Source organism: Noviherbaspirillum malthae (assembly GCF_015352985.1).
In the GTDB taxonomy this organism is placed as follows: Bacteria; Pseudomonadota; Gammaproteobacteria; order Burkholderiales; family Burkholderiaceae_D; genus Noviherbaspirillum; species Noviherbaspirillum malthae.
Map to the genome: position 1 here is coordinate 254,538 of NZ_JACYXF010000005.1, position 19,107 is coordinate 273,644.

The 19,107-nt window shown below is 61.1% G+C and carries 19 protein-coding genes; all 19 read left to right on the forward strand.

Annotated features, from left to right (window positions below; all coding sequences use genetic code 11):
• Positions 1–11: 11 nt before the first annotated feature.
• The 19 genes from IGW03_RS10795 to IGW03_RS10885 all read left to right on the forward strand — a co-directional run bounded on the left by IGW03_RS10795 (position 12) and on the right by IGW03_RS10885 (position 19,103).
• Positions 12–563: an RBBP9/YdeN family alpha/beta hydrolase gene (locus tag IGW03_RS10795; RefSeq protein WP_194722557.1), complete on the forward strand. Its 552-nt coding sequence runs from the start codon at positions 12–14 to the stop codon at positions 561–563.
• Positions 564–962: 399 nt separating this feature from the next.
• Complete coding sequence (locus tag IGW03_RS10800) at positions 963–1,301, forward strand: ATP synthase subunit I (RefSeq protein ID WP_194722558.1); 339 nt, start codon at positions 963–965, stop codon at positions 1,299–1,301.
• Position 1,302: 1 nt separating this feature from the next.
• Complete coding sequence (atpB, locus tag IGW03_RS10805; protein WP_194722559.1) at positions 1,303–2,127, forward strand: F0F1 ATP synthase subunit A; 825 nt, start codon at positions 1,303–1,305, stop codon at positions 2,125–2,127.
• 102 nt (positions 2,128–2,229) lie between these two features.
• Entirely contained in the window at positions 2,230–2,475 is a 246-nt protein-coding gene (atpE, locus tag IGW03_RS10810; RefSeq protein ID WP_151632313.1) for a F0F1 ATP synthase subunit C, read from the forward strand.
• Between the two features lie 94 nt (positions 2,476–2,569).
• Positions 2,570–3,040: a F0F1 ATP synthase subunit B gene (locus tag IGW03_RS10815; RefSeq protein ID WP_194722560.1), complete on the forward strand. Its 471-nt coding sequence runs from the start codon at positions 2,570–2,572 to the stop codon at positions 3,038–3,040.
• 2 nt (positions 3,041–3,042) lie between these two features.
• A complete protein-coding gene (locus IGW03_RS10820) occupies positions 3,043–3,576 on the forward strand; it encodes a F0F1 ATP synthase subunit delta (RefSeq protein ID WP_194722561.1) in 534 nt (177 codons plus the stop codon).
• A 59-nt stretch (positions 3,577–3,635) separates the two neighbouring features.
• The gene (gene atpA, locus IGW03_RS10825; RefSeq protein ID WP_151632307.1) at positions 3,636–5,171 is read left to right on the forward strand and encodes a F0F1 ATP synthase subunit alpha; all 1,536 of its coding nucleotides are present in this window, start codon (positions 3,636–3,638) and stop codon (positions 5,169–5,171) included.
• 41 nt (positions 5,172–5,212) lie between these two features.
• Positions 5,213–6,082: a F0F1 ATP synthase subunit gamma gene (gene atpG / locus IGW03_RS10830; RefSeq protein ID WP_151632305.1), complete on the forward strand. Its 870-nt coding sequence runs from the start codon at positions 5,213–5,215 to the stop codon at positions 6,080–6,082.
• 61 nt (positions 6,083–6,143) lie between these two features.
• Positions 6,144–7,544 carry a F0F1 ATP synthase subunit beta gene (gene atpD / locus IGW03_RS10835; protein ID WP_194722562.1) on the forward strand — a complete coding sequence of 467 codons (1,401 nt, stop codon included), beginning with the start codon at positions 6,144–6,146 and terminating at the stop codon, positions 7,542–7,544.
• Between the two features lie 146 nt (positions 7,545–7,690).
• Positions 7,691–8,113 carry a F0F1 ATP synthase subunit epsilon gene (locus tag IGW03_RS10840; protein ID WP_194722563.1) on the forward strand — a complete coding sequence of 141 codons (423 nt, stop codon included), beginning with the start codon at positions 7,691–7,693 and terminating at the stop codon, positions 8,111–8,113.
• Between the two features lie 294 nt (positions 8,114–8,407).
• Positions 8,408–9,214, forward strand: a complete 807-nt coding sequence (locus IGW03_RS10845) for a polyphosphate kinase 2 family protein (RefSeq protein ID WP_194722564.1) — start codon at positions 8,408–8,410, stop codon at positions 9,212–9,214.
• A gap of 1 nt (position 9,215) precedes the next feature.
• Positions 9,216–10,001, forward strand: coding sequence for an SGNH/GDSL hydrolase family protein (locus IGW03_RS10850; RefSeq protein WP_194722565.1), 786 nt, complete (start codon positions 9,216–9,218; stop codon positions 9,999–10,001).
• Positions 10,002–10,035: 34 nt separating this feature from the next.
• Positions 10,036–10,533 (forward strand): hypothetical protein, encoded by a 498-nt coding sequence (locus tag IGW03_RS10855; RefSeq protein WP_194722566.1) that lies wholly within the window; start codon positions 10,036–10,038, stop codon positions 10,531–10,533.
• Between the two features lie 157 nt (positions 10,534–10,690).
• A complete protein-coding gene (gene hemE, locus IGW03_RS10860; RefSeq protein WP_194722567.1) occupies positions 10,691–11,773 on the forward strand; it encodes a uroporphyrinogen decarboxylase in 1,083 nt (360 codons plus the stop codon).
• A gap of 712 nt (positions 11,774–12,485) precedes the next feature.
• The gene (locus IGW03_RS10865) at positions 12,486–14,552 is read left to right on the forward strand and encodes a primosomal protein N' (RefSeq protein WP_323744956.1); all 2,067 of its coding nucleotides are present in this window, start codon (positions 12,486–12,488) and stop codon (positions 14,550–14,552) included.
• Positions 14,553–14,791: 239 nt separating this feature from the next.
• Positions 14,792–15,304: a class IV adenylate cyclase gene (locus IGW03_RS10870; RefSeq protein ID WP_194722568.1), complete on the forward strand. Its 513-nt coding sequence runs from the start codon at positions 14,792–14,794 to the stop codon at positions 15,302–15,304.
• A gap of 98 nt (positions 15,305–15,402) precedes the next feature.
• Positions 15,403–16,074, forward strand: coding sequence for a glutathione S-transferase (locus IGW03_RS10875; protein ID WP_194722569.1), 672 nt, complete (start codon positions 15,403–15,405; stop codon positions 16,072–16,074).
• A gap of 132 nt (positions 16,075–16,206) precedes the next feature.
• The gene (locus tag IGW03_RS10880; protein WP_194722570.1) at positions 16,207–18,360 is read left to right on the forward strand and encodes a VTT domain-containing protein; all 2,154 of its coding nucleotides are present in this window, start codon (positions 16,207–16,209) and stop codon (positions 18,358–18,360) included.
• Positions 18,361–18,368: 8 nt separating this feature from the next.
• Positions 18,369–19,103, forward strand: a complete 735-nt coding sequence (locus tag IGW03_RS10885) for an endonuclease/exonuclease/phosphatase family protein (protein WP_194722591.1) — start codon at positions 18,369–18,371, stop codon at positions 19,101–19,103.
• Positions 19,104–19,107 lie beyond the last annotated feature (4 nt).

Below are 19,107 nucleotides of genomic sequence, written 5' to 3' on the forward strand. Positions count from 1 at the left end.
TCACTCGTATCATGACCACGAAACCCGACGTACTCATTCTTCCCGGCCTGTTCAATTCCGGCAAGGGGCATTGGCAAACCGTGTGGGAAGAGAAGCTGGGACATGCCAGGCGCGTCCAGCAGAACGAATGGAATGAGCCAAACCGGGAGGATTGGGTAGCAACCCTGGATGCTGCCATTGCCTCGGCCCAGGGACCGGTGCTGCTTGCGGCGCACAGCCTCGGCTGCGCCCTGACCGCTTGGTGGGCGAGCGAGCGCGGCAATGACCCGCATGCCGCCAAGGTGAAGGGCGCCCTGCTGGTGGCACCGCCAGATGTGGAGCGAGAAGACTTCCCGGCTTTCGTCACGGGCTTTGCTCCCATGCCGACTACCAGCCTGCCTTTCCCGGCGAAGGTGATTGCCTCGTCCAACGATCCCTGGTGCGCGCTGGCCCGGGCCCGCAGCTGGGCAGACGCCTGGGGCGCCGGGTTCCACGACATCGGCGAGCGCGGCCATATCAACGGCGACAGCGGCCTGGCGGACTGGCAGCAGGGACGCGAATGGCTTCAAAATCTGGCGGCATGACACTCGCCGATTTGTTTCACGCTCGCGGGTACTTGATAAGCAAGTGCCGCAATTCAAGCTGCTCCGGGCGCAGGCCCGCCTTCAGGCAGTGCGCCATGACTTCCGCGGTAATTGGATTCAGAGGCGCAATTTCCTAAGATGACTCCAGTAAAGAAGACCGATTCGCCCTATTCGGCGAGCGGTGATGGAAAGTGATGCAATGCCGAAATCCTGGGCGTCATACCGTAGTTTTACTGTAGCCGGAAAGCCGATTGAAGCCCGGCAATTGTTTGACGCTGGCTGCGGAAAACACTTATAATCCCGTGGTTTGACAAGACGCACCACCTTGAAACACCGCGGCCCGTAGCCGGTTTTGAAAGCGATTTTTTCAAACCGACGGATTGCACGACTCGGACTCTCATGCTGCACATCGTCCTCATGCAATTAGCAACTACGGTCATCGCCGGACTGGTTGCCGGTTTGCTGGGCGGAGTGCATGCGCTGGTGTCGGCGCTCCTGGGCGGACTGTGCTGTGTGGTGCCAAACGGCTTGTTCGCCTTGCGGCTGTTCATCAGTGCACGCAAGCCGGGCGCTGTCAATCCGATGACATTTTTCATCGGCGAATTTATCAAGATTGCATTGACTGTCGCAGCACTGGCTGCGGTGGTCTGGCTGTACCGCGATTTGAACTGGCTGGCGCTGATCGCCGCTTTCATCGTGGCGCTGAAAAGTTACATCATCTTATTATTTAGGCACTGACATGGCATCTACCACTGAAGCGGCATCACACGCGCCAACGGCGTCAGAATACATCGTTCACCACCTCGGTCACCTCCAAAGCCATCACCAGGAAAAGATGGTCGATTTCTCGATCATCAACATGGACACGATTTTCTGGTCCATCTTCGCCGGTGTCATCGGCTGCCTCCTGATGTGGAGCGCTGCCCGCAAGGCAACTTCCGGCGTACCGGGCCGTTTCCAGGCCGCCGTCGAAATTCTGGTCGAATTGGTGGAAGACCAGTCCAAGTCCATCGTTCACGGCAACCGTTCCTTCATCGCTCCGCTGGCGCTGACCGTCTTCGTCTGGGTCGCGCTGATGAACTCCCTCGACTTCCTGCCGGTCGACCTGTTCGCAGGCATCTTCCGCCTGATCGGCATCGACATCCATCACCGCGTCGTTCCTACCGCCGACCTCAACGGTTCGCTCGGCATGGCGCTCGGCGTCCTCGCCCTGGTTCTGTATTACAACGTCAAGATCAAGGGCATCGGCGGCTGGGTGCATGAACTGTTCGCCGCGCCTTTCGGCATCTGGCTCGCACCTTTCAACCTGCTGCTCAACTTCATCGAATACATCGCTCGTACCGTTTCGCTCGGCATGCGACTCTGGGGCAACATGTACGCAGGCGAACTCGTATTCCTTCTGATCGCGCTGCTTGGATCCACCGCCACCATCTTCGGCTTCTTCGGCCATATCGTGGCCGGTTCGGTGTGGGCGATCTTCCACATCCTGATCGTGTTCCTGCAGGCATTCATTTTCATGATGCTGACCCTGATCTACATCGGCCAGGCGCATGAAGGCCACTGATCCGGCCCCGTAAAGAATCGAAAGATAGGCAGTACGTAAAGAAGTACGTTTTTGGGTATTTTGGTTTTAACTTTTCAACTTTAACTTTTTGAAGGAATTCAAATGACTGATATCTCTTTTGTTGCTCTGGCTTGCGGTCTGATCATCGGCCTCGGTGCTATCGGTGCTTGTATCGGTATCGCGATCATGGGCGGCAAATACCTCGAAGCATCCGCTCGTCAGCCTGAACTGATGAACACTCTGCAAGCCAAGATGTTCGTTCTGGCTGGTCTGATCGACGCTGCGTTCCTGATCGGTGTTGGTATCGCGATGCTGTTTGCTTTCGCGAACCCGTTCGTTGCGGGCTAATCCGGCGCATTAGGGTGTCTCCGACACCCGCCCGATTTCCAGTCGCCGGACCTGTCCTGGGTTCGGCTCTCGTTATTCTGAGAAGGAAAACACCGTGAACTTAAATGCAACCCTGATTGCACAGTTCGTGGTCTTCTTCATCCTCGCGCTGTTCACAATGAAGTTCGTGTGGCCGCCGCTGATGAAAGCGCTCGACGAGCGCGCCGAGAAGATTGCGAACGGTCTGGCTGCCGCAGACCGGGGCAAGGCAGAAATGGCTGCCGCCGAAAAGCGTGCGCAAGCCGAACTGGCTACCGCCCGCGACGAAGGCCAGAAGCGCATCAACGACGCCGAAAAGCGTGCGCAGGCAATTATCGAAGACGCCAAGAAATCCGCATCCGACGAAGCAGCGCGCATCCTCGCCGCCGCCAAGGCCGATGCAGAACAGCAAGTCACTCGTGCACGCGAAGAACTGCGCGCCCAGGTCGCTGCCCTCGCAGTTGCCGGCGCCGAGCAGATCCTCAAGCGTGAGGTTAACGCAGCGGCTCACGCCGACCTGCTGAACCAACTCAAGACTGAGCTGTAATCATGGCCGAACTCGCAACCATTGCTCGCCCTTACGCAGAAGCACTGTTCCGTGTTGCCAAAAACGGCAACCTTGCAGCCTGGACCGATGTCGTGTCGGAAATGGCAGCGGTTGCCGCTCTTCCCGACGTCAAGTCTTTCGCCTCCAATCCGAAACTTACGGATTCGCAGGTCGTCGATACCTTTCTGTCCCTGTTGAAGTCGAACATCAGCCCGGAAGCCAAAAACTTCGTCGCGATGCTCGTCGAAAACGGACGCCTCACGCTGCTGCCGGAAATCGGCACGCAGTTTCATGCGTTGAGGAACGCATCCGAAGGCGCGGCAGATGCGGAAATCACGAGCGCATTCGAACTGACGGATGCGCAGGTGCAAGATCTGATCGCGACGCTGGAGAAGAAATTTGGCCGCAAGCTCAATCCGACCGTAAAGGTTGACACTTCCCTGATCGGCGGCGTCCGCGTGGCCGTCGGCGACGAAGTGCTCGACACTTCCGTGCGCGCCAAGCTGCAGAAAATGTACGTGGCCCTCGCGTCGTGATTGGCTGCTTCTGATCCCTGGCACAAGGCCAGGCAGAGTGAAAAATATTAGGAGTTAACATGCAACTCAACCCGTCTGAAATCAGCGAACTGATCAAGAGCCGGATTCAAGGCCTTGGCGATTCCGCTGAAATTCGCAACCAGGGCACGGTCATTTCCGTGACCGACGGTATCTGCCGCATCCACGGTCTCTCCGACGCGATGCAAGGCGAGATGCTGGAGTTCCCTGGCAACACATTCGGCCTCGCGCTGAACCTCGAGCGCGACTCCGTCGGCGCCGTTATTCTGGGTGAGTACGAACACATTTCCGAAGGCGACACCGTCAAGTGCACGGGCCGCATTCTGGAAGTGCCGATCGGCCCCGAACTGCGCGGCCGCGTCGTCAACGCACTGGGTCAGCCGATCGACGGCAAGGGCCCGATCAACACCAAGCTGACAGCCCCGATCGAAAAGATCGCTCCGGGCGTTATCGCGCGTCAGTCCGTCTCCCAGCCGATGCAAACCGGCCTGAAGGCGATCGACGCGATGGTGCCGATCGGCCGCGGCCAGCGCGAACTGATCATCGGCGACCGTCAAACCGGTAAGTCCGCCGTTGCGGTTGATACCATCATCAACCAAAAAGGCCAGGACATGACATGTATCTATGTCGCGATCGGCCAGAAGGCATCGACCATCAAGAACATCGTGCGCGCGCTGGAACAGAACGGCGCCCTCGAGTACACGATCGTCGTCGCCGCTTCCGCTTCCGAATCCGCCGCGATGCAGTACGTGTCGGCCTACTCCGGCTGCGCGATGGGCGAATACTTCCGCGACCGCGGTGAAGACGCGCTGATCATCTATGACGATCTGTCCAAGCAGGCTGTCGCCTACCGTCAGGTTTCGCTGCTGCTGCGCCGTCCGCCGGGCCGCGAAGCTTATCCCGGCGACGTGTTCTATCTGCACTCCCGTCTGCTCGAGCGCGCTGCTCGCGTGAACCCCGACTACGTCGAAGCCTTCACCAACGGTGAAGTCAAGGGCAAGACCGGTTCGCTGACCGCGCTGCCGATCATTGAAACACAGGCAGGCGACGTTTCCGCGTTCGTTCCGACCAACGTGATTTCGATTACCGACGGCCAGATCTTCCTGGAGACTTCGCTCTTCAACGCAGGTATCCGTCCCGCAATCAACGCAGGTATCTCGGTGTCCCGCGTCGGCGGTGCAGCCCAGACCAAGGTCATCAAGGGCCTGTCCGGCGGTATCCGTACCGACTTGGCGCAGTACCGTGAACTCGCGGCGTTTGCGCAGTTTGCTTCCGACCTCGACGAAGCCACCCGCAAGCAGCTCGACCGCGGCGCACGCGTGACCGAACTGCTGAAGCAGCCGCAGTATTCGCCGCTGCCGATCTCGCTGATGGCCGTGTCGCTGTTCGCAGTGAACAAGGGCTACTTCGACGACATCGAAGTGAAGCGCGTGCTGGCATTCGAATCCGGCCTGCACAACTTCATGAAGACCAGCCACGGCGCCCTGCTGCAGAAGATTGAAGATTCCAAGGCACTCGACAAGGACGGCGAAGCAACGCTGGCTGCCGCGATCGCCGACTTCAAGAAAACATTCTGAGCCGCCGGAGCTTAAGGCGAAGGCTAAAGGAGTAAGTACTCATGGCTGCAGGTAAAGAGATACGCGGCAAGATCAAGAGCGTAGAGAATACGAAGAAGATCACCAAGGCGATGGAAATGGTCGCCGCATCCAAGATGCGCAAGGCGCAGGATCGGATGCGTTCGGCACGTCCCTACAGTGACAAGATTCGTAATATCGCCGCTCACTTGTCGCAGGCCAATCCCGAGTACACACACCCGTTCCTGGTCAAGCAGGACGCAGCAAAAACGGTGGGCATCATCGTCGTCACGACCGACAAGGGTCTGTGCGGCGGCATGAACACCAACGTGCTGCGTCAGGTGACCAACAAGGTGCGTGAGCTCGAAGGCCAGGGCAAAAAAGTTGAAGCAGTCGCAATCGGCAACAAGGGTTTCGGCTTCCTCGGACGTATCGGCGCCAAGGTCGTGTCGCATGCCATCCAGCTCGGCGACACGCCGCACCTGGAAAAGCTGATCGGCCCGGTCAAGGTGTTGCTGGATGCGTACCAGGAAGGCAAGCTCGACGCGGTCTACCTGTGCTACACCAAGTTCATCAACACGATGCGCCAGGAACCGATGATGGATCAGTTGCTGCCGTTGTCGGCCGAGCGGATGGAAGCGGACAAGTCGTCCCACGCATGGGATTACATCTACGAGCCGGATGCGCAGACCGTCATCGATGAACTGCTGGTGCGCTATGTCGAAGCGCTGATCTACCAGGCTGTCGCGGAAAACATGGCGTCCGAGCAATCGGCGCGCATGGTCGCGATGAAGGCCGCTTCGGACAACGCAGGTAACGTGATCGGCGAACTGAAACTGGTCTACAACAAGACCCGCCAGGCTGCGATTACCAAGGAACTGTCCGAGATCGTTGCCGGCGCGGCAGCGGTGTGATCAGGCTCCAGGCGACTGCTTGTAAAGAATCTTAAAACTTAAAAATATTGAAGGAACGAAAATGGCTGAAGGCAAAATCGTTCAGTGTATCGGCGCCGTCGTTGACGTGGAATTTCCGCGCAATGCCATGCCCAAGGTGTACGACGCCTTGAAGATGGCAGGCTCCGAGCTGACACTCGAAGTGCAGCAGCAGCTTGGCGACGGCATCGTCCGTACCATTGCGCTGGGCTCTTCCGACGGTCTGCGTCGCGGCATGACCATCCAGAACACCGGCGCACCGATCTCCGTGCCGGTCGGTCCCGCAACACTGGGCCGCATCATGGACGTGCTGGGCAACCCGATCGACGAGCGCGGTCCGGTCAATGCGGCAACCACCGCATCGATCCACCGCAAGGCTCCCGCATACGACGAACTGTCGCCGTCGCAGGAACTGCTCGAAACCGGCATCAAGGTGATTGACCTGGTCTGCCCGTTCGCAAAGGGCGGCAAGGTCGGTCTGTTCGGCGGTGCGGGCGTGGGCAAGACCGTGAACATGATGGAACTCATCAACAACATCGCGAAGGCGCACTCGGGTCTGTCCGTGTTCGCAGGCGTCGGTGAGCGTACTCGTGAAGGCAACGACTTCTACCACGAGATGGCCGATTCCAAGGTCGTGGATCTGGACAACCTCGCGAACTCCAAGGTCGCAATGGTGTACGGCCAGATGAACGAGCCGCCGGGCAACCGTCTGCGCGTGGCGCTGACCGGTCTGACCATTGCGGAATCCTTCCGTGACGAAGGCCGTGACGTTCTCTTCTTCGTCGACAACATCTACCGCTACACGCTGGCCGGTACCGAAGTGTCCGCGCTGCTGGGCCGTATGCCTTCCGCGGTGGGTTACCAGCCGACGCTGGCCGAAGAAATGGGCCGCCTGCAGGAGCGCATCACCTCGACCAAGACCGGTTCGATCACGTCCATCCAGGCCGTGTACGTCCCTGCGGATGACTTGACCGACCCGTCTCCGGCAACCACCTTTGCTCACCTCGACTCCACCGTCGTTCTGAGCCGTGACATTGCTGCGCTGGGTATCTACCCCGCGGTCGATCCGCTCGATTCCACATCGCGCCAGCTGGACCCGAACGTCGTCGGTCAGGAGCACTACGAGACCGCACGCGCCGTTCAGGGCACGCTGCAGCGCTACAAGGAACTGCGCGACATCATCGCGATTCTGGGCATGGACGAACTGGCTCCGGAAGACAAGCTGGTCGTGGCACGCGCACGTAAGATGCAGCGTTTCCTGTCCCAGCCCTTCCACGTTGCTGAAGTGTTTACCGGTTCCCCGGGCAAGTACGTTTCGCTGAAGGACACGATCAAGGGCTTCAAGATGATCGCTTCCGGCGAACTCGATCACCTGCCGGAACAGGCGTTCTACATGGTCGGCACGATCGAAGAAGCCATCGAGAAGGCCAAGAAGATCCAGTAAAGCGGTTTTGCTTCTTCCCTTCACGGGGGAGAAGCAGATCAGCGACCCGGTGCGGCGGCATGCGCACCGTGGATCTTATTGATTCGGTCCGAAAATTGGTTCATTTTTCGGGGCGGGTCTATAGAACGAACACTTAAGGTTCCGACATGGCAAACACTATTCACGTAGACGTCGTCTCCGCCGAAGAAGAAATCTTCGCCGGCGAAGCCGAATTCGTCGCGTTGCCGGGTGAAGCAGGCGAACTGGGTATCTATCCCCAGCACACGCCGCTGATCACGCGCATTCGTCCGGGTGCGGTACGCATCAAGGTGCCAGGCCAGAGCGAAGATGAATTTGTCTTCGTCGCCGGCGGCATTCTTGAAGTGCAGCCCAACGGCGTCACCGTGCTGGCCGATACGGCCATCCGCGGCGGCGACCTCGACGAAGCCAAGGCGGCAGAAGCGAAGAAATTGGCGGAAGAAGCATTGTCGAACAAGGATGCATCGATCGACTATGCAAAGGCCCAAGCCGAACTGGCTGCAGCCGTTGCACAGTTGGCCGCCATCCAGAAGCTGCGTCAAAAGCGGTAATGCAGCAAGCGGCAATGCAGCAAGCGGCAATGCAGCAAGGCATCAGATAAAGAGGCAGCTTCGGCTGCCTCTTTCTTTTCCGGCCTGTCCGAACTTGTCCGCTCTCCATCCCCGGCGCAGCGTTTTCCCCGTCCGATTCTGCCAAGTCTTGGCAAGGTATGCCGGTTCTCAAATCCAGGAACCCTACGGGCGTGATAGGCTTTATCCAATAAATGGACGATGAAATCAGGCTCGGCCCATAAATGGGCGTATGAAGCATGAGCCTGCGAGGCACCTATCAAGCGAGGAAAGACGATGGCAAAACCGGATGATCTGCGCATAGGCAAAAACTTCAAGGTCAGCGACAAGGCTGCCGGCGAAAAACCCTTCAGCAACGGCGACAAGGCAAAGGATAAGGCGCAGGTGGAGCAAATGGCTCAGCGCATCGCCGACCTGCAGGATGTCCTGTATGCGGAGCGGAGGCGCAAGCTGTTGATTGTCCTTCAGGGCATGGACACGTCCGGCAAGGACGGCACGGTAAGGGGCGTGTTTGGCCGCATCGATCCGCTGGGCATACGGACGGTTGCCTTCAAGGCGCCTTCCGACGTCGAGAAGGAGCACGACTATCTCTGGCGCATACACCAGCAGGTACCCGCCCAGGGTGAAATCCTGATCTTCAACCGCAGCCACTACGAAGACGTGCTGGTGACGCGCGTGCATGGCTGGATCGACGAAAAGGAATGCCGCCGCCGCTACGCGCAGATCCGCGATTTCGAAAGAATGCTGGCGGAAACAGGCACCACGATCCTGAAATTCTTCCTGCACATCTCCAAGGATGAACAGAAGGAGAGGCTGCAGGCGCGGATCGACAATCCGGAAAAGCACTGGAAATTCGATCCCAAGGACATCGAGGAGCGCAAGTACTGGGACGATTACCAGCAGGCCTACGAACGGGCGATACGCGAAACCGATGCCGAACATGCTCCCTGGTACGTCATTCCGGCCGATTCCAAGACGCACCGCAACCTGGCCATAGCCAGCGTCGTGCTGGAGACCATGGAAAACATGCGGCTGGCCTATCCGCCGCCCAAGCCGGAACTCGCCAGGCTCAAGATCGAATAGCATGCGGCGCTTCCTGCCGGAACTCGTTGCGCTTGCAATCCTGCCCTGCCTGATTGCCCAGGGCAGGCGTACGCGGCGTCTCGCCTTGCGTTTGCCCGAGGCGTCGGGCCCCGCGGAGGGCATCGCCGGTGCCGGCCATGCCGGCGCTCCGCTGTCGATGCTGGCGATCGGTGAATCGACGGTGGCCGGCGTCGGCGTAGACCATCATGAAGAAGCCATCGGCGGCCAATTCGCCGCCGCCCTTGCCGGGCGCGCGAAGCGACCGGTGCGCTGGCAAGCCTGCGGCAGGAACGGCGCAACCGTCGCCGACGCGCTCGACCAGCTGCTGCCCGGGATTCCGGAACGGCACGTCGATCTCGTGCTCGTGGCGTTCGGCGTCAACGACACCACGTCATTTCATTCAACGGCACGCTGGGAGCGCGATATTGCCGTCTTGCTGGCCGAACTGACCCGGCGCTGCACGCCGCATCGGATTCTCCTGTCGGGCGTGCCGCCCATGTCGGCATTGCCGGTGCTGCCCCAGCCGCTGCGCTATGTGATGGGCCTGAAGGCAAGCAGCCTGGACGCCTCCTTGCGCCGGGTTGCCGCCGCCAGCGATATCGCGCTCCATGTGCCGCTTGCGCTGGATGTGCGCAATCCCGCCTTGCTCGCGTGCGACGGCTACCATCCTTCCGCGGCCGGCTATTGCGCCTGGGCCGAACTGCTGGCAGAGGCCTGCATGGCTCGCTTGCCTGCAAGCGATGCGCCGCGGAATCTTCCTTCATCGCAGGGATTGCCGGTACGATAAGAACAAACCAAGCATTATTGCGTTCGAGAACCCCATGAATTTCCTGTTCAATCCCGATGTCTGGGAAACCGCCAGCTTCGTCGTGACGGTGTTCGGCCTGCCGTTCGCGATCTTTCTGTTTCTCTACGAGCAGCGCAAGGAGCGCGACGCCGAGGATGAAGAGGCCTACCAGATGCTGCAGAATGCCTACAGCGATTTCCTGAAAATCGTGCTCGACAATCCCGACCTGCAGCTGCGCACCACGGCCAAGAGCAGCAACCTGACCGACCAGCAGCGCGAGCGCATGCTCATCATCTTCGAGATGCTGATCGCCTTGTTCGAGCGCGCCTACATCGTTTCGTATGAAGAGGACCTGAGCGGCGTTGCCCTGCGGCGCTGGAACTCCTGGGACGACTACATGCGCGAGTGGTGCCGGCGCGAGGATTTCTACTACCTGTTGCCGCAGCTGCTGCGCGGCGAGGACCCCGATTTCGCGACCTACATCCGCCGCGTCGCCGATGAAGAGCAGCAGGGCATCCTGGTCGCAAGGTAACAATGCCCGGCATGGCAGGACTAGGCCGTGCGCTTGAACAGGAAACGGCTACCGCGCGATCGTGAATGCAGCAACAGGAAATATGAGTCCCTGGGATGAGGCATGCAGTCGAATCGCCCCGCATCGGCGATAATGGCGGATCACTGAGAGTCTGCCTATGCCATCTAATTTCGCCCCCGTGAAGAACGACACTTTCCTGCGCGCCCTGCTGCGCCAGCCGACCGAATACACGCCGCTGTGGCTGATGCGCCAGGCCGGGCGCTACCTGCCCGAATACTGCGCCACCCGCAAGCGCGCCGGCTCCTTCCTGGGTCTGGCGAAGAATCCCGACTACGCCACCGAAGTGACGCTGCAGCCGCTGGACCGCTACCCGCTCGACGCCGCCATCCTGTTCTCCGACATCCTCACCGTGCCAGACGCAATGGGTCTGGGGCTGTATTTCGCCGAAGGCGAGGGCCCGAAGTTCGAGCATCCGCTGCGCGACGAAAAAGCCGTCATGGCCCTGCAGGCGCCGCCGGAAGGCTCCCTGCAATATGTGTTCGACGCCGTCACCCAGATCCGCGGCGCGCTCAACGGCCGGGTGCCGCTGATCGGCTTTTCCGGCAGTCCCTGGACGCTGGCCTGCTACATGGTCGAGGGCGGCGGCTCCGACGATTTCCGCACCGTCAAGACCATGCTCTACAACCGGCCCGACCTGATGCACCACATTCTCAAGACGAATGCGGCGGCCGTGGCGGCGTACCTGAACGCCCAGATCGAGGCCGGCGCCCAGGCCGTCATGATCTTCGATACCTGGGGCGGCGTACTCGCCGACGGCATTTACCAGCAGTTTTCGCTGGCCTACATGCGCGAAGTGCTGGGCCAGCTCAAGCGGGAGCATGCCGGCGAAAAGATTCCCGCCATCGTCTTTACCAAGGGCGGTGGTTTGTGGCTCGAGCAGATCGCCGACAGCGGCGCCGATGCGGTCGGCCTCGACTGGACGGTCAACCTCGGCCAGGCGCGTGCGCGCGTCGGCCACAAAGTCGCGCTGCAGGGCAATCTTGACCCGAACATCCTGTTTGCCGGTCCTGACCAGATCCGCGCCGAAGTCGAAAAGCTCCTCACTTCCTATGGAACGCCGACCGCCGGCAACGGCCATGTCTTCAATCTGGGACACGGAATTTCCCAGTTCACGCCGCCCGAATCGGTGACGGCACTCGTGGAGGCTGTCCACAGTTTTAGCCGCAGGCAACGCGGCTGAAAATGCACCGAAAAACGCCTGTGAATAACTATCACGGGCGTAACAGTTCCGGACAGCAATCCACGTTTATTCACAATCGAAGAGGGTGTGAAACAGGGTCGCAAATGTTGTTCGGCGGCCATCTTTCCCATGAGTATTGGTATTGTAAGTCATTGATTCTAAAGGCATCTATTTTTGCTTTTCAATACGGCATTTTATTGAAAACCGCATGAAATCAAGCTTTCCCGACCCTTGTGAGGCGCTTTTCCACAAAGTTATCCACAGAATTTGTGGATAGTTGAAAAAGCACTTATGAAACCGGTATTTACAGCATTTCCTTAAGAAAAACGTTAAATTTCCGTACGGTCATGCGGATTTGATGCGCCGCAAGCCGGCTATCCGTCAGGAAAAGCCGGACGGTCCCGACACCCGCATCGATCATCATGCAATGGGGAAAATGCATTGACAAACATCGTTGTTCGCGTTCACTTATTCACACAATCCGGCCAACCATGTCTTTGTGCATAGCAACAACTTTTTTTCGTTGTGATAATTTCCCCTGAAAAATTTGACTTTTCAAGTCATTGATTTTAAAAGGGAAATTTTTTGCATTTCATTTGGGCAATTCGTGGAAACCCGCATCGTACTTGGGCCTCTTCGATGTCAAGCAGGCGTTCTCCACAAAGTTATCCACAGCCTTTGTGGACATCGGAAAAAAGCCTTATGAATCGCAGTGTTAGCGCAACCTTTGAAGAATTACTTTAACTTCGTGACCGACGTTTTCATTACCGTTGCGCTTGACACCCCGCTCGACACCTGTTTCGACTACCGGTGGTCAGGGGAAGGAAATATTCCGCAGGTCGGCCAACTCGCGCTAGTGCCGTTCGGACGGCGCGAAGCGATGGGCATCATCGTCAAGGTCGGAAACGAGACGGATGTCCCTGCCGACAAGATCAAGACCGCAATCGCCGTCCGCGAACAGCTGTCGCCGCTTACCGGGCAATGGCTGGACCTGTGCCGTTTCGCCGCCGACTATTATCAGCGACCGCTCGGCGAGGTCGCGATTCCGGCGCTGCCGAAGAACCTGCGCAGCGAGAAATCCGTTTCACTCGACCGCGCGCTCAAAAAGCTCGGCAAGCTCGAACACCTGCATGATCCCGCGCCGGCCGATGCGCCGCGCCTCAACGCCGGACAGCAGCAGGCGGTGGAAGCCATCGCCGCCGCCGAAGGCTTTGCGCCCACGCTGCTGTACGGCGTGACCGGCAGCGGCAAGACCGAGGTCTATCTGCAGGCCGCCGCGCGCCTGCTGGCCGCCGCCGCAGAGCAGGGCAGGGATGCGCAGATCCTCATCCTGATCCCGGAAATCAATCTCACGCCCCAGCTGGAAGGCAATGTGCGGGCGCGTTTTCCCGGCGTTGCCATCGCCACCCTGCACAGCGGCCTGGCCGAGGGCGAACGCCTGACCAACTGGCTGGCCGCCCACCAGGGCCATGCACGCATCGTGCTCGGCACGCGGCTGGCGATCATGGCTTCGCTGCCGCACCTGAAGCTGGTCATCATCGACGAGGAACACGATTCCTCCTACAAGCAGCAGGAAGGGCTGCGCTATTCGGCGCGCGACCTGGCGGTCTGGCGCGCGCGCCAGCTCTCGATTCCCATCGTGCTCGGCTCGGCGACGCCGTCGCTGGAAACCTGGCATCACGCGCAGTCGGGACGCTACCGGCAGCTGGAGCTGCGCGAGCGCGCATCGCAGGCGGCAGTGCTGCCGAAGGTGAGGCTGATCGACATGGAGCGCGACAAGCCGGGAGAAGGCCTGACCTCGACGCTGGTCAGCGCGCTCAAGCTGCGACTGGAACGCGGCGAACAGTCGCTGCTCTTCCTGAACCGGCGCGGCTATGCGCCGGTGCTGGCCTGCGACGCCTGCGGCTGGATCGGCAACTGCCCGCGCTGCACCGCCTTCATGGTGCTGCACAAGCCCGAACACCGGATGCGCTGCCACCACTGCAGCCTGGAGCTGCGCATTCCGCGTTCCTGCCCCACCTGCGGCAACATTGACCTGCAGCCGCTGGGACGCGGAACGCAGCGCGTCGAGGAAGGCCTGCAGCGGGTATTCCCGCAGGCGCGCATCATGCGCATCGACGCCGATTCCACGCGGCTCAAGGGCAGCGCGCAGGCGGCCTTCGACAGCGTGCACCGCGGCGATGTCGACATCCTGATCGGCACGCAGATGGTGGCCAAGGGTCACGACTTCCGCAACCTCACGCTGGTCGGCGTGCTCAATCCCGATACCGCGCTCTTTTCGCATGATTACCGTGCCAGCGAACGGCTGTTCGCGCAGCTCATGCAGGTGGCCGGACGCGCCGGGCGCGCCGGGCAGAAGGAGGGCGGCAATGCCAGCGAAGTGCTGATCCAGACGCGCTATCCGCAGCATCCGCTGTACGGCGCGGTGATGGCGCACGACTACGACCGCTTCGCCGGCGAGCTGCTCGACGAGCGCCGCCAGGCCGGCGTGCCGCCCTTCATGTACCAGGCGCTGATGCGCGCCGAGGCCAGGGAACTGCAGACCGCGCTCGACTTCCTGCAGCATGCCGCGCAATGCGTGGAACATGAAGGCATCATCATCAACGATCCGATTCCGATGACGGTGACCCGCGTCTCCAACGTCGATCGCGCCCAACTGCTGGTCGAGTCACCCTCGCGCCCTGCGCTGCAAGCCTTTCTGAAGGCATGGATGGCGGAATTGCGGGCGACGAAGACGCGCGCCAAGTGGTCGCTGGAAGTCGACCCGGTGGATATTTAAACGTAGGCAGTGCATAGAGCTCTTTGACAAGCCCTGATGCATTTGCATTTGCATTTGCATTTGCCCCCTCTCCCGCAGGCGGGAGAGAGCTGGGGTGAGGGCGGTTGTAACGAAGAGCGGTGTTGTGGCACACCCCCTCATCCCCGACCCTTCTCCCGCTTGCGGGAGAAGGGAGAAGGGAGAAGGGAGAAGGGAGGAAGCACAACGCGTCAAACAACTCTTGATTCCCTGCTAAAAACATGTCACGCAATATCGAAATCAAGGCACGCGTCGAGCGCCTCGACGAACTGGAAGCCCGGGCCGCATCCATTGCCGACGAAGGCCCGATCGCCATTGCACAGGACGATACCTTTTTCGCCTGTCCCAACGGCCGCCTGAAGCTGCGGGCATTCTCCGCAAACAAGGGCGAACTGATCTTCTACCGGCGCGCCGATGCCGCAGGGCCGAAAGAGTCGTATTACCTGATCACGCCGACCGCGGCGTCCGACGAACTGCGCGCCACGCTGAGCGAGGCCTATGGCCAGATCGGCCGCGTCAGGAAGCAGCGCACGCTTTACCTGGCCGGCGCCACCCGCATCCATCTCGACCGCGTCGAAGGCCTGGGCGACTTCATGGAACTGGAAGTGGTGCTTGGCGAGGGGCAGACTGCGGAGCAGGGCATCGAAATCGCGCATGAGCTGATGGCACGGCTCGGTATCTCCGGCGATCAGCTGGTCGAAGGCGCTTACCTCGATCTGATGCGGGCCGGCTGAAGCGGTAAGACCGAACCGGGGCGGACATGGCACAATCGGCAAGCCGTATTGTCCATTACCCATTGTCCAGCCATCGACGCCAGGAGGATTACCGCCCCATGATCATCGTCCATCATCTCAATAACTCCCGCTCCCAGCGCGTGCTCTGGCTGCTCGAAGAACTCGGACTGGAATACGACATCAAGCGCTACCAGCGCGATCCCAAGACCATGCTCGCGCCGGACTCGCTGCGCCAGGTGCATCCGCTGGGCAAATCGCCGGTGATTACCGACGAAGGCCTGACCATTGCCGAGTCGGGCGCCATCGTCGAATACCTGGTCGACCGCTACGGCCATGGCCGGCTCGCGCCGGCGCGCGGCAGCGAAGACCGGCTGCGCTATACCTACTACCTGCATTACGCCGAGGGCTCGGCGATGCCGCCGCTGCTGCTCAAGCTGGTGTTCGACCGTATCGAGCACGGTCCGATGCCGTTCTTCGTGAAACCGATCGCCCGCGCCATCGCCGGGCGCGCGAAAAGCAGCTTCATCCAGCCGCAGATCACCCGCCATCTCGATTTCCTCGAAGCCGAACTGGCACAGCGTCCCTGGTTCGCCGGCGACGAATTCAGCGCCGCCGACATCCAGATGAGCTTTCCGCTCGAAGCCGCCGCCGCGCGCGCCGGCCTCGATGCCTCCCGCCCGAAGCTGATGGAGTTCCTCAAGCGCATCCACGAGCGGCCCGCCTACCGGCGCGCGCTTGAACGCGGCGGCGAATATGCGTTGCTGAGCTGAAGCGCAACTTTTCTTCCCGCAAAGTCGCCGGCAGGCAAGAAAGCGGGCAGGCACGCGTCCTGCATCAAGCCGAGAAACTTCAACCCGGGCGCCGCGTCGAACGCTCACAGTTTCCTTCTTGACAGCATACGCATGGCTTTGCAACAGCGCTCCGAACTCACCGATTCTCCGCCCGGCTTCCTTCAGCCCGGGCGCAATTGCTGGCGCATCGAGCGCGCCCATCGCTTCAGCATGCTGGTCGATGCGGAGCCCTATTTCCGCGCGGTACGCGCAGCCATCCGCAATGCCCGCCACAGTGTCTTCATTCTCAGCTGGGACATCGACAGCCGCATGCGCCTGGTGCCTGAAGGCGCCAACGACGGCTTTGCCGAGCCGCTCGGTGAATTCCTGCATCAGGTGGTGGCCTCGCGGCCCAGCCTGCGCATTTATGTACTCAACTGGGATTTTGCGATGCTGTACGCGCTGGAGCGCGAATGGCTGCCTGTCTACAAGCTCGACTGGCGCACGCATCGACGCTTGGCGTTCCGCATGGACGACAAGCATCCGATCGGCGGCTCGCATCACCAGAAAATCGTCGTGGTCGACGACCGCGTGGCCTTCGTCGGCGGACTCGACCTGACCCGCAGCCGCTGGGACACCTCGGAACATGCCTGCAATGCGCCGCTGCGCTGCGACAGCGACGGCAAGCCGCATGCGCCCTTTCACGACGTGCAGGCCATGGTGGACGGCGATGCCGCGCGCGCCCTCGGCGAACTGGCGCGCATGCGCTGGCAGCATGCATGCAACGAGACGCCGGTCGTGGTCTGTCCTTCCGACCACGATCCCTGGCCGCAGCATGTCGAGCCGGATCTGACCGATATCGACATCGCCATCTCGCGCACCGAGCCGGAATTCGAGGGCAGGGCAGGCGTGGATGAAATCCTGCAGCTGCATCTGGATGCAATCGCTTCCGCGCGGCAGCATCTCTTCTTCGAAAACCAGTATTTCACCTCCGGCACGATTGCCAATGCGCTGGCCCAGCGCCTGCAGGAACCGCAGGGGCCGGAAGTGCTGATCATTTCGCCGCAGACGCAAAGCGGCTGGCTGGAACAGGCCACCATGGGCGTGCTGCGCGCCCGTGCCCACGGCCGTCTCAAGGCGGCCGACCGCTACGGCCGCTACCGGATGATGTGTCCGCACATTCCCGGCCTGGCGCCGCAGTGCCTGAACGTGCACAGCAAGGTGTTCGCGGTCGACGACGACCTGTTTTCCATCGGCTCGGCCAATCTCAGCAGCCGCTCGATGGCCACCGACACCGAATGCAACATCACCATTGAAGCGCGCGGCGATGCGCGAATACAGCGCGCGATCTCGCGGCTGCGCAGCCGCCTGCTCGGCGAGCATCTCGATACCGGGCCCGAACGGGTCGAAGCGGAAATGGCCAGGCGCAACAGCCTGCATGCCGCAGTGGCGGCGCTGCGCACCGACGGCCGCAGCCTGCAGGACATGAATCCCGAGACCACGCCCGAACTGGATGCGCTGATTCCGGAACAGGCGCTTTTCGATCCGGAAAAGCCGATCAATCCGGATGAACTCGTGAGTGAAATCCTGCCCAACGACGCCCGCAAGCCGGTGCCGCGCCGCCTGGCCGGCATCGGCCTGTTTGCCATTGCGCTGGCGCTGCTGGCCGTCGCCTGGAAGTGGACGCCGCTGCGCGAGTGGGTGAATCTCGAATCGCTGATCGCTTTCGCCCGCAACCTGGATGAACTGCCGTTCACCTCGGTCGCGGTGGTGGCGAGCTATGTGGTGGCCGGGCTGGCGATGGTGCCGGTGATGCTGCTGATCGCCGTGACCGGCATCGTCTTCGGCCCCGTCGTAGGATCGCTGTATGCCATCTCGGGCGCGCTGCTGAGCGCCGCGGTGAGCTACGGCATCGGCGCCTGGCTGGGCCGGCAAACCGTGCAGAAGGTGCTCGGTCCGCGCATCAACCGCCTGAGCAAGCGGCTGGCCAGGCGCGGCATTGTCGCCGTCGTCGTCATCCGCATGCTGCCGGTCGCGCCCTTTACCGTCGTCAACCTGGTGGCCGGCGCATCGCATATCCGCCTGCGCGACTACCTGATCGGCACCTTGATCGGCATGCTGCCCGGCATCGCAATGACCGTGACCTTCGTGCATCACCTTGCCGAAGCCGTGCGCAACCCGAGCCCGAGCACCGTTGCCGTTCTCGTCGGCGTGGCGCTGTCGCTGATCGCCGTCGCGCTCGGCCTGCAGAAACTGCTAACCAGGAGAGAGGAACGTACAGCCTGATGAATGACATGAGCGCAACCGCGCCGCGCGTAACGACCGCGGTGCCCGATACCGATCCGTGGCCGCTGACCATCTGCACCTACAACATCCATGGCGCTGTCGGCTGCGACAGGCGCTTTGCGCCCGAACGCGTCGCCGATGTGCTGCGCGAGATCGATGCCGACATCATCGCCCTGCAGGAAGTGCCGCTCGGCGGCAGCAAGACCCCGAACGTGCTCAGGGAACTGGAAAAGGCCACTGGCTTCTTCGGCGTCGAAGGCCCCGCCTGCGACACGCCGCAGCGGCGCTACGGCAACGCGGTGCTCAGCCGCTATCCCGTCGTGTCGGTGCGCAACATCGACCTGTCCTTCGGCAGCCGCGAGCCGCGCGGCGCGCTCGATGCCGACATCAATTGCCACGGCCACATGCTGCGCGTGGTGGCCACCCATCTCGGCCTGCGCATTCCCGAGCGGCGCGACCAGGTGCGGCGCCTGCTGCAGGTGTTCGATACGGAGGAAATGCCGGTGATCCTGCTGGGCGACCTGAATGAATGGTTCGTCTGGGGGCAGTCGCTGCGCTGGCTGGTATCGCATTTCGAAGCGGTGCCGGCGCCGCGCACCTTTCCGTCACGGCGCCCGATGTTCGCGCTCGACCGCATCTGGATCCGCCCGCGGCACAGGCTGGTGCATGTGAAGGTGCATGCGACGCCGCTGGCGCGCATCGCCTCCGACCATCTGCCGCTGATTGCGCATATCGACGGTTAGCCGT

Coding starts and splice junctions, on each gene's coding strand:
- IGW03_RS10795 (WP_194722557.1), top strand. CDS start 12: ATGACCACGAAACCCGACGTACTCATTCTTCCCGGCCTGTTCAATTCC.
- IGW03_RS10800 (WP_194722558.1), top strand. CDS start 963: ATGCTGCACATCGTCCTCATGCAATTAGCAACTACGGTCATCGCCGGA.
- atpB (WP_194722559.1), top strand. CDS start 1,303: ATGGCATCTACCACTGAAGCGGCATCACACGCGCCAACGGCGTCAGAA.
- atpE (WP_151632313.1), top strand. CDS start 2,230: ATGACTGATATCTCTTTTGTTGCTCTGGCTTGCGGTCTGATCATCGGC.
- IGW03_RS10820 (WP_194722561.1), top strand. CDS start 3,043: ATGGCCGAACTCGCAACCATTGCTCGCCCTTACGCAGAAGCACTGTTC.
- atpA (WP_151632307.1), top strand. CDS start 3,636: ATGCAACTCAACCCGTCTGAAATCAGCGAACTGATCAAGAGCCGGATT.
- atpG (WP_151632305.1), top strand. CDS start 5,213: ATGGCTGCAGGTAAAGAGATACGCGGCAAGATCAAGAGCGTAGAGAAT.
- atpD (WP_194722562.1), top strand. CDS start 6,144: ATGGCTGAAGGCAAAATCGTTCAGTGTATCGGCGCCGTCGTTGACGTG.
- IGW03_RS10840 (WP_194722563.1), top strand. CDS start 7,691: ATGGCAAACACTATTCACGTAGACGTCGTCTCCGCCGAAGAAGAAATC.
- IGW03_RS10845 (WP_194722564.1), top strand. CDS start 8,408: ATGGCAAAACCGGATGATCTGCGCATAGGCAAAAACTTCAAGGTCAGC.
- IGW03_RS10850 (WP_194722565.1), top strand. CDS start 9,216: ATGCGGCGCTTCCTGCCGGAACTCGTTGCGCTTGCAATCCTGCCCTGC.
- IGW03_RS10855 (WP_194722566.1), top strand. CDS start 10,036: ATGAATTTCCTGTTCAATCCCGATGTCTGGGAAACCGCCAGCTTCGTC.
- hemE (WP_194722567.1), top strand. CDS start 10,691: ATGCCATCTAATTTCGCCCCCGTGAAGAACGACACTTTCCTGCGCGCC.
- IGW03_RS10870 (WP_194722568.1), top strand. CDS start 14,792: ATGTCACGCAATATCGAAATCAAGGCACGCGTCGAGCGCCTCGACGAA.
- IGW03_RS10875 (WP_194722569.1), top strand. CDS start 15,403: ATGATCATCGTCCATCATCTCAATAACTCCCGCTCCCAGCGCGTGCTC.
- IGW03_RS10880 (WP_194722570.1), top strand. CDS start 16,207: ATGGCTTTGCAACAGCGCTCCGAACTCACCGATTCTCCGCCCGGCTTC.
- IGW03_RS10885 (WP_194722591.1), top strand. CDS start 18,369: ATGAGCGCAACCGCGCCGCGCGTAACGACCGCGGTGCCCGATACCGAT.